The organism is Streptosporangium sp. 'caverna', assembly GCF_003203775.1.
In the GTDB taxonomy this organism is placed as follows: Bacteria; Actinomycetota; Actinomycetes; order Streptosporangiales; family Streptosporangiaceae; genus Streptosporangium; species Streptosporangium subroseum.
The window spans coordinates 2,894,831-2,906,904 of sequence record NZ_CP029711.1 but is presented as its reverse complement, the minus strand read 5'-3'; the positions used below and the strand labels follow the sequence as shown (position 1 = coordinate 2,906,904).

Here is a 12,074-nt window from a genome sequence, read left to right as displayed (position 1 = left end):
CGATGTCCTCTCGCAGTTCTCGCAGCTCCCACGGCTCTCACAGCACGAGCCGGGGCGATCCGTCGGCGGCCCGGGAGAAGGCGTCCGCCACCGGCCCCGGTGCGGTCCGCCGGTCAAGCGACAAAAGAGTCAGTTCCACCGCCAGGCGATGCCAGAGAGCGGCCCTGCGGAGCATCGCGTGGCCGTCTCCGGCCACCTCGATCACGGCCACGGCGCCCGCGCCGTCTCGCGCGCCCCGCGAAGGCACGCGCACGGCTCCGTGCCGCGCCCGCTCCGCGTAGGCCCAGGTCGCGCGGGGATCGGTGACGGTGTCGCGGTCACCGTGGGCGAGCAGCACGCGCTTGCCGGGGAGCGGGGAGACGGGTTCACCGGCGGGGAGCCAGGGCGCCAGGGCCGCGACCGCGGTCACCAGGGGATGCCCGGCCGCCCGGAGCGCCGCGCGCGCCCCCATCGAGTGTCCGATCAGCACCACCGGGACGCCGAGCCGCTCGATGATCGCGTACACGTCCGCGACCGGCGAGGCCTCGGCCCCGTTCCAGCCGCGCACCCGAAACCTCGGGCGCGAGACCGCGACGTCGCGCCCGCGGGTGGCATGCCGTACGGCACGCTCGAAGGGGATCATTCTGAGCACGGCGAGCTGGGTCGGCGCCGTGGGCTCACGGCCGGTGGCACGACCGCCGTGGAGGATGAGAACGGCGGAGGCAGGTGGGGTCATCGGGGGTCCCTTGGGTCGGTATGACCCCTTATTCGGAACCGTCGGGGATCCGGATGCCCCGCGATGCCGAGTTCCCTCGGGTTTTTCGGGAAGGATCTCCGTCCGTGCGGGCCGGGAGGGCGTTCCGCCCCGGCCCGGCCCGGTGAGGGCGGCCGGTTCACCCGGGTCCGGATGTCGTCCTCGCGGCGATGGACGCCGCGCCGGCGTCCTCGATCACGACCCCGCCCGTCGCCTCGCCCGCGCCCGCCGCGCCATCACGCCGGCGCGGACTCGTAGCCCTACCGGTACATGTGACAGTAAAGGTTGGACAGGAGCCCCCGGCGACCCCACCATGGCGGTGTGACCTATGCCAATCCTCGCTCAGGCAATGGATCGCGCCTGCGAGACGGGTATGATCACCAGAATCCGGGAGCCACTCGGGCCGCACAGGTCAAAGATCGGTAAAATGTGGGTACATACGGCTGGGAATGGAACTGCGGGAGGCCCCCATGCAGGTCAAGAAGGTCCTCACCTACCTCGCGGTAGCGTTCGTGGTCTTCTATCTGTTTACCAGGCCCGCCGAGGCGGCGAGTGCGGTCAACGGAGTCGTTGATGGGATCGCGAGAGGAGCCGATCAGTTGGCTCTGTTTTTCACTCGGGTGCTCACCTGACCGGCCGGCGGTGGTTCACCCCGCCCTGATGTGAGTTATTCGGCGCTCCCGTCCGAGCCACGGGGGAGCGCAGGACCCTCCCCACGCCGAGCAACCGTGCGATGTGCTTCCGCTGTCCCCCAGGGACGTGTTAGGCAGAGAGCATGGGCGATCGTTACGACATCACCGGAGTTCACACACTCGATCCCGCAGCGGGGCGCGTCGTCGAACGCGCCGACACAGAGGGCGTCGAGCTGATCCGTTTTCTCTACGCGGACCACGGAGGTGTGATCCGGGGCAAGGCCACCTCACGCTCCCTGCTCGCCGAACGGCTCGGCACCGGCATCGGGCACACCGTGGCGATGATGGCGATGAACATGCTCGACGGGCTTCAGAGCGTCGAGCATCTCGGCCCGGTCGGCGAGGTCCGCATCGTCCCTGATCCGGCCACGTTCGTCCGTCTGCCCTACGCTCCCGGCGCGGCGGCCATGCTGTCGGACCTGCGTCTGCCCGACGGGTCCCCCTGGGCCGCCTGCCCGCGCACCTTCCTGCGCGAGGCCGTCGCCGCCCTGGCCGATGAGGGCCATGCCCTCGTCGCCGCCTACGAGCCCGAGTTCACCCTCGGCCACCGCGTCCCGGACCCCGCGGGCGGCCCGGACCGGCTGGTCCCCGTCGACGACAGCCTGTGTTACTCCACCACCGGCTTCAACCAGACCCACGACTACACGATGGCCCTGGTCCACGCCCTGGAGAGCCAGGGCCTGCGGCCCGAGCACTGCCATCCCGAGCTCGGCCACGGCCAGCAGGAGCTCTCGATCCGCCACGCCCCCGCCATGCGCGCCGCCGACAACCAGGTGATCTACCGCGAGACGGTCCGGGGCGTCGCCACCCGCATGTCCATGTGGGCGTCCCTCGCCCCCAAGCCCATCGCCGACCAGGCGGGCAACGGCGCACACATCCACGTCTCCCTGTGGGATCCCGAGCTCAGCGTCAACGTCTTCAGCGACCCCTCCGGCCGCTACGGCCTGTCGGCCACGGCGTATCACTTCATCGGGGGCCTGATCGCCCACCTTCCGGCGCTCACCGCGCTGACCTGTGGCTCGGTGAACAGCTTCCGGCGCCTGGCGCCGCAGATGTGGTCGAGCGCCTACTCCTGCTACGGCATGGACAACCGGGAGGCGGCGGTGCGGATCTGCTCCCCCACCGGGAAGGACGTCGCGGCCTCCACCAACCTGGAGATCAAACCCTCCGACTCCTCGGCCAACCCCTACCTGTCGCTCGGGGCCGTCATCCACGCCGGCCTGGACGGCATCCGCCGCGAGCTCGACCCCGGCGAGGCGGTCAACGTCGACCCCGCCACCCTTCCCGAGGGAAGCGTCCCCCGCCTTCCCAGCTCCCTGGACGAGGCCCTGGACGCCCTGGAGGCCGACGACGTCCTCATGAACGCCCTCGGCCCCCTCCGCAGCTCCGCCTACCTGGCCGTCAAACGCTCCGAGGTCAAGTCCTTCGCGGCCCAGGACGTCGCCTACGAGCTGTTCCACCATTTCAAGGCCTTCTGAGGCCGAGCGCCGGAAGCAGCGGTCCGGGCTCGCCGCGACGGCGGGCCCGGCGGTCTGCGTGAGGCCGATCGACACCGCCGGGCGGCCTCACCCCTCCCGGCGGGCGACGTGATCCGCCCGGACGGCCGGTTCCGCCGTGGCCTCCGTGGCCCGGATGGCGCGGGCGCCCACCGCACGCAGGTACGTCAGCAGCTCCGGCGGCTCGTGCACCTCGAACTCGCAGCCGAGCATGAGCAGCCTGGAGGCCAGCCACTCCAGGGTGTCGGCGCGCCCGCGCAGGCGGCAGCTGTGCTCGTCGATCGGCTGGACGTCGCCCGGGGCGGCGCCGAGCCGCTGGGCCACCTGGCCGGCCGGAAGACGCAGGGTCGCCAGCACCTCGTAGGTGGGTGCCGACGACCACAGCCTGTCGGTGACGAAGGCGGCCGCGTCCTGCCCGTGCGGCTCGCGGGGCGCGACCCGCACGCCGGTCGGCCGCGGATCGCCGATCCGGTCGACGCGAAAGCTCCGCCAGTCGTCGCGATCGTTGTCGTAGGCCAGCAGATACCAGCGGCGCGCCGCCGCCACCAGACGGTACGGCTCGACCAGGCGTCTGCTCTCGCTCCCGTCACCCGCCCGGTAGTCGAACCGCAGGCGTTCGCGGTTGGCGGCGGCCCCGGCGAGCACCGTCAGGTCCCGTGGATCGACGCCCGGCCCGTCCCCGGCCAGCATCGGGACCACGGCGGCGGCGAGCGCGCCGACCCGGTGCCGCAGCCGGGACGGCAGCACCTGCTCCAGCTTGGTCAGGGCCCGCACGGACGCCTCCCCGATGCCGTCCACCGGCGTCCCGGCCGCCATGCGCAGGCCGACCGCGATGGCCACCGCCTCCTCGTCGTCCAGCAGCAGCGGCGGCATGGCCTTGCCCGCGGCGAGACGGTAACCGCCCACCGCCCCCATCGTCGCCCGCACCGGATAGTCCAGCTCGCGCAGGCGGTCGATGTCCCGGCGGACCGTACGGGGGCTGACCCCCAGGCGCTCGGCCAGCTCGCTGCCGGGCCATTCGCGCGGGGTCTGCAACAGGGACAGCAGCTTGAGCAGCCGGGCGGAGGTGTCGCTCATGAGATCCATCATGCCCGGCCATATGGGACAGAACCTGTCCTAGATGGCTCCTATCGTCGATCACGTCACCGCGGCACACCGCCCGGATCTTCCGGGAGGACGCGGCGGGCACACTTGCCGAGGAGAGTCATGAGCACCGATATCCGCCCCTTCCGCATCGGCGTCCCCCAGGCGGACCTGGACGACCTGCGCGACCGGCTGGCCCGCACCCGGTGGCCCCGGCAGCTGCCCGGCGAGGAGTGGAGCCGGGGCGTCCCCGCCGGCTACCTCAAGGACCTGGCCGATCACTGGCTCGACGGCTACGACTGGCGTCGGCACGAGGCCCGGCTGAACCGGTTTCCGCAGTTCATGACCGAGATAGATGGTCAGGACATTCACTTCCTGCACGTGCGCTCCCCCGAGCCCGACGCCCTGCCGCTGATCCTCACCCACGGCTGGCCGAACTCGTTCGTGGAGTTCACCGACCTCATCGGCCCCCTCACCGATCCCCGCGCGCACGGCGGCGACCCGTCTCAGGCGTTCCACGTCGTCGTGCCGTCGGTGCCCGGCTTCGGGTTCTCCGCCCCGCCGCGCGAGACCGGCTGGAACGCCACGCGCGTGGCGCGGATCTGGGCGGAGCTGATGAGCCGCCTCGGATACGACCGCTACGGCACCCAGGGAGGAGACTTCGGCGCGTACGTCGCCCCGGAGGTCGCCAAGGTCGATCCCGAGCACGTGATCGGCGTCTACGTCATCAGCGGGCTCGGCTTCCCCACCGAAGCCGACGTTCCCGAGATGACCGACGACGAGCGGGCGGCCTACGCGCAGCTTCAGAAGCAGGACTGGGTGAACGGCGTGGACCATCATGGGCTGCTGCGCGCGGCGCCCCAGACCTTCGCCTACGGGTGGCACGACTCTCCGGTCGCCGCGCTGGCCTGGATGACGCAGAAGTTCAAGGAGTTCACCACCGCCGCCAAACCGCCGGAGCAGGTGATCGATCGCGACCTGTTCCTCACCAACGTGAGCCTCTACTGGCTCACCGGGACGTTGGGAACCTCCTCCTGGCCCTATTACGACAGCACGGGCTTCGGCTGGCCGGAGGGTCAGACGGCGGCGCCGACCGGTGTGTACAGCGGGCCGCCCGGAATCCGCCGGCTCGCCGAACGACACAACACCATCGTTCACTGGCCGGAGGACAATCCAGGCGGCCACCACTTCGTCGCCATGGAGCAGCCCGATCACGTCGCCGCTGACATCCGCGAGTTCTTCGGCAAGGTCCGCTGACCCACAGGCGGCCGCGTCTCCCGCCCGGCGACGCTGCCGCACCGCCTCCGCATCTCCCTCTTCTCCCTCCGGGGAACGTGACCGCGCCGCCTCCATATCTCCCCCGGGGGATCTCCCTTCGGGGGACGCGACCGCCCCGCCCCCCCTTCGTCCCCTCGTGCCAAGGAGCCGTACTCGATGTCCGACCGCCCGACGGAAGTCCCGTGTCTCTCCTGGGCCGAGGTGCGCGCCCGGCGTCTGGAACGGCATGCGCTGGCCACCCCGTCCGAGAACTCCCGGCCCGCCGACATCGTCGGCGCCATGGCCGGCACGCACGCGCAGGTCATGTCCGCCGCCGAACTGGCCGTCGGGCTCCGCCTCGCCGGCGCGACGCGCACCGACGTCCGTGAGGCCCTCTGGACCGAGCACAGCCTGGTCAAGACGTTCGGCCCGCGCGGCACCGTTCACCTGTTTCCCACCCGCGACCTGCCCCTGTGGGTCGCGGCGCTGTCAGCCCTCCCGCCGTCCCAGAACGGCTTCTCCGACGACGTGCGGATGACCCCCGGCCAGGTCGAAGCGGTCCTCGCGGCCATCGCGGACACGCTGCGGGACGACGAACTCACGATCGACGAGCTCGGCGACGCGGTGGTCCACCGTACGGGGCCGTGGGCCGGAGACCTTGTCATGCCCGCGTTCCAGGGCATGTGGCCCCGCTGGCGCCAGGTCATGCACCTGGCCGGAATGCGGGGCGCCCTGTGCTTCGGCCCCAACCGGGGCCGCAAGGTCACCTACACCAGCCCGGGCCGATGGCTGCCCGGCTCCGAGCCGGCCGACGCCTCGGCCGCCCTGTCCCACGTGGTGAGGAGCTACCTGCACGCGTACGGACCGGCCACCCCGCAACGGTTCGCGCACTGGCTGGGCGCCCCGGTCCGCTGGGCGAGCGACCTTTTCTCGTCCCTGGCCGGCGAGCTCCAGCGGGTCGAGGTCGAGGGCGCTTCCGCGTGGGTGGCGGCCGGCGACACCGAGGTTCCCCCCGCCCCGCCCCGGGGCGTTCGGCTGCTCCCGTACTTCGACGGCTACGCCTACCGGGTCGGCAACCAGCCACCCGAGCTGCTCTATCCCGGCCGCGCGGCCGAACGCGTGCTGCCCGGCAACTTCCAGGTCCTCCTGGTCGACGGCGTCGTCGCCGGACTGTGGCACCAGCGCCGCTCGGGCCGCCGGATCGACATCACCGTCGAGCCTCTCGTACAGCTCACGGCCTCACAACGCGACGAGCTCGACCACCAGGGAGAACGCGTCGGCGAGATCCTCGAAGCCAGCCCGCGGCTGACCATCGGCACCGTGACCGTGGGCGGCCACGCCTAGATCCGTTGCCCCGGGGCGTCGTGTTCCTGGGCACCTGCGCCCTCGGCCGTCCCGCCGCCTTCGCCGTGGCCAAGCTCTTCGGCGCCGAGAACGCGGACACCGTACGACGCTGGGAGGCCCTGTACGCCGCGGAGCTGGCCTTCCGCCGCGTCTACCTGGTGATGACCCTGGTGTGGGGCATCACCCTCCTGGCCGAGTCGGCCATCCGCATCCCGCTGATCTACCTGCTGCCGACCGATGTCATGGTCGGCCTGTCATCGATCCTCCTGACAGGGACCATCGGGCTGCTCGCCCTGTGGAGCTCCTGGTACGGCAGGCGCGGCGAGCAGGCGGCGCGGCGACTCCCCTCCGGCCCGAAGACGGTCGGCATCCCGTGAGCGCGGCCCAGCGAGATCAGCCGGTGGATCGAGCACGCCACCGCGAGCCGACCGCCCGGCAGAGCCCCGCTAGGGAGTGAGAACGATCTTGTTGCATTCGTTCTCCTTGTTCTTGAACATCTCGTAAGCGCGCGGAGCGTCCTCCAGCCGCATGCGATGGCTGACGACGGAGCTGGGATCGATGTCGCCGTTGCGGATCTTCTTCAGCAGGGGCTTCAGATACCGCTGCACGTGGCACTGGCCGCCTCTCAGCGTCAGTGACCGGTTCATCAGCGAGCCCATCGGAAACTTGTCGAGCAGGCCGCCGTAGACACCGACCACGGAGACGGTCCCGCCGTTGCGGCAGGACATGATCGCCTCGCGCAGGGCGTGCGGCCGCTCGGTCTCCATCCGGGTCGCCTGCTTGACCCGGTCGTAGGCGTGCACGACGCCGGCGGGGTGGTGGGCCTCCATGCCCACGGCGTCGATGCACCCGTCCGGGCCCCGCCCGGCGGTGATGTCCCGTAGCGCGTCGAGGACGTCGACCTCCTCGTAGTTGAGCGTCTGCGCGCCCGCCCGCTCGGCCCGCTTCAGCCGGTACGGGAAGCGGTCGATGGAGATGACCTTCTCGGCCCCCATCAGGAAGGCGCTGGCGATCGCGAACTGGCCGACGGGCCCGGCTCCCCATACGGCGATGACGTCCCCGGGCTTGATGTCGCACATCTCCGCGCCCATCCAGCCGGTGGGCAGGATGTCGGACAGGAACAGCACCTGCTCGTCCCTCAGGCCATTCTCGATCTTGATCGGCCCCACGTCCGCGAACGGCACGCGCGCGTACTCCGCCTGGCCCCCCGGGTAGCCGCCGAGCATGTGGGAGTAACCGAAGATGCCCGCGGGGGAATGGCCCATGAGCTTCTCCGCCAGACCCGCGTTGGGATTGGAGTTCTCACACACCGAGTACAGGCCGTGCGCACAGGCGACGCAGTTGCCGCAGGCGATCGGGAAGGGGACGACCACCCGGTCGCCGACCCGCAGGGTCGACACCTTCGGGCCCACCTCCACCACCTCGCCCATGAACTCGTGGCCGAGGATGTCGCCCTTCTTCATGGTCGGGATGTAGCCGTCGTACAGGTGCAGGTCGGAGCCGCAGATCGCGGTCGAGGTGACGCGGACGATGGCGTCGCGGGAGTTCAGGATCCTGGGATCGGGAACCTCATGGACCTCGACGGTGTTCCGGCCCATCCAGCAGTTGGCCTTCATGTGATTCTCCTTACCGCATCGCGGGCTGGGCGGGACGCTGCCTGACCTGGCGCGACGTGAGGGTGCCCTCCGGGCTGCCCTCGGAGCGAACCACCTCGCCGGTCTCCATGACCTGCTTGAACCGGCGCAGGTCGTCTCGCACCTGCTGCTCGGGATGCTCGCCCAGCAGCCTGGCGAGGGCCATGCCGGCCGTGCCGACCTTGCCGCCCGGCAGGTCGTAGATGAGCTTCACCCGCACCTCCGTGCCGCGCCCGCCGGGAGCGTCGGAGAAATGCACAAAACCCCTGTTGCCGACGAGGGCGCCCTTCAGGGAACGCCAGGAGATCAGCTCGCCGGGGTTGTCCTCGACGATCTCCGCCTCCCACTCGACGGTCCTCTTCAGGGGCCCCTTCGCCTTCCAGTGCGAGCGCCCGTCGCCGGTCGTCTCCACCGACTCCAGGTGCGTCATGAAGCGGGGAAGGTTCTCGACGTCGCGCCAGTAGCGGTACACCTCCTCGCGGGGGCGATTGATCGTTATGGCGGCATGAAGGTCCATCGGATGCTCCATCCTTCTGTTCCCGCGGCTCCGGTTCGCGCGTACCGCGGTGTACAGGTCGGCGTCCGTGACGGCGGCGACACGCCGACGTCCACGGACGCCGTCCACCCTGGTGATCGTCACATCCCAGCCGACGGCGAACCTGCTGAGTAATCACAGGCAGTACCCCGCTGACCTCCGATAACGCTGATTGTCCGAATTGTTTGGAATACTCCGGGAACACCGCGCCGCGCGGTTTATCTTTCGGGCGCGGCCCGCCACGGACGATGGCACTCCGGACGTCGATCAGAGCGAAGGCGGCTCGGCCCACACCGCACATCGAGCCTGGACGGTTACCGAGATCATCGGCCGCCCAGCAGATGCCGGGCCCCGTACAGAACGGCGCCGACCGCCAGAACGGCCGTGCCCGAGAGCACCGCGACCGACGGCAGGCTGAACGCCAGGGCCACACAGCCGACAAGACCCAGGATGGGAACGGCCCGGGGCGGGCGGCCTTCGCCGGGAGAAAGAGTCCAGGCGGAGGCGTTGGCGATGGCGTAGTAGACCAGCACGCCGAAGGAAGAGAACCCGATGGCACCGCGCAGGTCACCGACCAGTACGAGCACGGCGACGACGGCGCCGACGGCGAGCTCGGCCCGGTGCGGCACCTTGAAACGCGGGTGCACGGCGGCCAGGGCGGGCGGCAGGTAATGATCTCTGGCCATGGCCAGGGTGGTGCGGGAGACGCCGAGGATCAGCGCCAGCAACGACCCGAGGGCGGCGATCGCGGCGCCGGCGCGGACGACGGGGACGAGAGCCGGCACGCCCGCGACCCCGACCGCCTCGGCCAGTGGTGCAACCGTTTCGCCCAGCCGTTGCGGCCCCAGGACGGCCAGGGCGGTGATCGCCACCGCCGCGTAGACGACCAGGGTGACGCCGAGGGCGATGGGGATCGCGCGGGGAATGGTCCGGGCGGGGTCGCGCACCTCCTCACCCAGGGTGGCGATGCGGGCGTAGCCGGCGAAGGCGAAGAACAGCAGGCCCGCGGCCTGCAAAACGCCGCCCACGCCCGCGTCGGAGGCGATGTCCAGCCGTGCCGCCCGCGCCTGCCCGCTGAGCAGGCTCACCACCACCACGGCGGCCAGTACGAGGAGCACCACCGCGACGATCGTGCGGGTCAGCCACGCGGCTTTCCGCACTCCGGTGTAGTTCAACGCGGTCAGGGCCACCACCGCGGCCGCGGCCACCTCCCGCTGGTGTCCCGGCCACACGTAGGCGCCCACGGTCAGGGCCATCGCCGCGCAGGACGCGATCTTGCCCACCACGAAACTCCAGCCGGCCAGGTAGCCCCAGAAGGGACCCAGCCGTTCCCGGCCGTAGACGTAGGTGCCGCCGGAGGCGGGATAGCGCGCCGCCAGCCGGGCCGAGGAGGTGGCGTTGCAGTAGGCCACCACCGCCGCGAGACCCAGGCCCAGCAGCAGCCCTGATCCGGCCGCCGCCGCGGCCGGGGCGAGCGCCGAGAAGACCCCGGCGCCGATCATCGACCCCAGGCCGATCACCACCGCGTCCGCCAGCCCCAGGCGGCGCTCCAACCCCGGCTGCCCGGTTCCGGCAGACGTCCCCGCCACAGCGCCCCCGCACCTCAGACAGACCGGAACTCGATACCGGGTCACCCTAACGGGCCCCGGTGCGCGGGCACCGCCTGGGCCCGGCGACTGGGCGGTCCGTACGATCGCCATCGCGAAGCCGCAGCTGGACGAACCGGGCGTGGAGTTCGCCGGCGAACTGGAGGAGGCGCACCGCAGGGTCCGGAAGCTCGCCGAGAGCCTCTTCCCCGAGCTCACCCAGCTGTCACTTTGGCCAGGGCACATATGACGATCAAGTCTGGGAGAGTTCGGCCCACACCGCGTGACCTACCGCCTGCGTGCCACGACAACCGACTTTGGAGGCCAGTGCCGCGACCGCTGCCAGTCCCCTGCCGCGCTCGGCGAGCGGGTCCGCCTCCCGGCAGCGGTTGAACCTGGGGATGCCGCCCCAGCCGCAGTCGTAGACGGTGACCCGGATGACCGCGACCTTGCGGGTCAGCTCGACGATGAAGGTTCCGTGGGCCTGCCCGCTGCTCGTGTGGGCGACAGCGTTGGCCGCAAGCTCGGCGACGATCTGCTCGGCGTCATCTCGGCAGGGCGAGTCCTCCAGGAGAAACCTGATGAAACAGCGAGCCCGAGGGATCTGATCCGGACGACCGGCAAAGGTCCGCCGGTAGGTCATCCCACTGGGACGGAGCCCAACCATCGCCTCGATCAATGCCGGGGCCACATGCCCCGTAGACAGGACGGAGCACAGGTTCTCGCTGCAGGTCATTTCAGCCACCTCCGCTTACTTACCTAATCTGCCTAGCCATCTAGGCAACCTTTACTGTTACTCTCAGTAATGGAAGTGTCAAGGAAATCGCAAAATCCGGTCTAGGCAGCCTAGATAACTTAAGCTTCACCCATGGTGAGTCTGGATCCCGACGACCCGCGCCCGCCGTACAAGCAGGTGGCGAATGCGCTCCGGGCTGCGATCCTTACCAAGAAGTTCGAGCCTGGAGAGAAACTTCCCTCCGGAACCGAACTGGCGAAGACGTACGGCGTGGCACGAATGACCGTCCAACAGGCCATTCGCCTCCTCCGCGACGAAGGGCTGGTCTCCTCGCGGCAGGGAAGCGGCGTGTTCGTGCGAGAACGCACCGAACTCCCAGTCGAACTGCGCCCACATCTGGAGCGCGCCTTCGACGATACGAGTGTCTCCATCGATTTCGCCGGCTTCTCCGGTGAGACGCTCGCCGGAATACTCCAGGAACCACTGGACAAGGTCCGAATCGGACGGCTCACTCCTGACTCGATCACCATCCGGATTCTTCTCCCGGATCTGGAGCAGCCCATGCTCCTGCCCTGCCTGGCCGAAGATCTCACCGATGATTCCGGCGTCAGGGAACGAGCCCTCCGGATCATGTTGCGCAGCACACAGGCCATCGCCGACGGAGTGCACGAACTGGCCGACCTCGGCTTGGTGAAGAACGCTTCGGTGCAGATACGCACCTACGCGGCCATGCCATCCTTCAAGCTCTACCTGATCAACCATGAGCAGGCATTCTTCGGCTTTTACCCGGTCGTCAAGCACACGGCCCGCCTGAACGGCGAGCGAAAAGAACTGTACGACGTCATGGGTAAGGACTCCGTGTTGTTCCATTACGCACTCACCGACGATCCGTCCTCCACGGCCTCGCAGTACGTCGCTCAGGCTCGGGCATGGTTCAACAGCATGTGGACCACAATCAGCCGGGAAACGGAGATATGA

Annotated in this window: 12 protein-coding genes; 6 read left to right on the top strand and 6 right to left on the bottom strand. The window is 69.9% G+C overall.

Annotated features, from left to right (window positions below; genetic code table 11):
• Window positions 1-37: 37 nt before the first annotated feature.
• Window positions 38-715: an alpha/beta fold hydrolase gene (locus DKM19_RS12805; RefSeq protein WP_110695884.1), complete on the bottom strand. Its 678-nt coding sequence runs from the start codon at window positions 713-715 to the stop codon at window positions 38-40.
• Between the two features lie 488 nt (window positions 716-1,203).
• Between DKM19_RS12805 and DKM19_RS50610 the strand changes: the two genes are divergently transcribed.
• On the top strand, window positions 1,204-1,365 hold the full coding sequence (locus tag DKM19_RS50610; RefSeq protein WP_179281901.1) for a hypothetical protein: 162 nt from the start codon (window positions 1,204-1,206) through the stop codon (window positions 1,363-1,365).
• Window positions 1,366-1,508: 143 nt separating this feature from the next.
• On the top strand, window positions 1,509-2,903 hold the full coding sequence (locus tag DKM19_RS12795; protein WP_110695883.1) for a glutamine synthetase family protein: 1,395 nt from the start codon (window positions 1,509-1,511) through the stop codon (window positions 2,901-2,903).
• Window positions 2,904-2,990: 87 nt separating this feature from the next.
• Here DKM19_RS12795 and DKM19_RS12790 read toward each other — a convergent pair whose 3' ends face one another.
• On the bottom strand, window positions 2,991-3,998 hold the full coding sequence (locus DKM19_RS12790; protein ID WP_110705679.1) for a YafY family protein: 1,008 nt from the start codon (window positions 3,996-3,998) through the stop codon (window positions 2,991-2,993).
• A gap of 129 nt (window positions 3,999-4,127) precedes the next feature.
• Here DKM19_RS12790 and DKM19_RS12785 point away from each other — a divergent pair, with 129 nt between their 5' ends.
• From DKM19_RS12785 to DKM19_RS12775, 3 genes are all read left to right on the top strand, one after another.
• Window positions 4,128-5,261, top strand: coding sequence for an epoxide hydrolase family protein (locus DKM19_RS12785; protein ID WP_110695882.1), 1,134 nt, complete (start codon window positions 4,128-4,130; stop codon window positions 5,259-5,261).
• 177 nt (window positions 5,262-5,438) lie between these two features.
• Window positions 5,439-6,605, top strand: coding sequence for a winged helix DNA-binding domain-containing protein (locus tag DKM19_RS12780; RefSeq protein ID WP_110695881.1), 1,167 nt, complete (start codon window positions 5,439-5,441; stop codon window positions 6,603-6,605).
• A gap of 5 nt (window positions 6,606-6,610) precedes the next feature.
• Entirely contained in the window at window positions 6,611-6,982 is a 372-nt protein-coding gene (locus DKM19_RS12775) for a VC0807 family protein (RefSeq protein WP_162641455.1), read from the top strand.
• Window positions 6,983-7,051: 69 nt separating this feature from the next.
• Here DKM19_RS12775 and DKM19_RS12770 read toward each other — a convergent pair whose 3' ends face one another.
• The 4 genes from DKM19_RS12770 to DKM19_RS12755 form a co-directional block, all read right to left on the bottom strand.
• Window positions 7,052-8,221: a zinc-dependent alcohol dehydrogenase gene (locus DKM19_RS12770; protein WP_110695879.1), complete on the bottom strand. Its 1,170-nt coding sequence runs from the start codon at window positions 8,219-8,221 to the stop codon at window positions 7,052-7,054.
• Window positions 8,222-8,231: 10 nt separating this feature from the next.
• Window positions 8,232-8,756, bottom strand: coding sequence for an SRPBCC family protein (locus DKM19_RS12765; RefSeq protein WP_239514216.1), 525 nt, complete (start codon window positions 8,754-8,756; stop codon window positions 8,232-8,234).
• 341 nt (window positions 8,757-9,097) lie between these two features.
• Window positions 9,098-10,363: an APC family permease gene (locus DKM19_RS12760; protein WP_369988746.1), complete on the bottom strand. Its 1,266-nt coding sequence runs from the start codon at window positions 10,361-10,363 to the stop codon at window positions 9,098-9,100.
• A gap of 250 nt (window positions 10,364-10,613) precedes the next feature.
• Complete coding sequence (locus tag DKM19_RS12755; protein WP_110695877.1) at window positions 10,614-11,096, bottom strand: ATP-binding protein; 483 nt, start codon at window positions 11,094-11,096, stop codon at window positions 10,614-10,616.
• Window positions 11,097-11,228: 132 nt separating this feature from the next.
• On the opposite strand from DKM19_RS12755, the gene DKM19_RS12750 reads away from it, so the two are divergent.
• Window positions 11,229-12,074, top strand: coding sequence for a GntR family transcriptional regulator (locus tag DKM19_RS12750; RefSeq protein WP_110695876.1), 846 nt, complete (start codon window positions 11,229-11,231; stop codon window positions 12,072-12,074).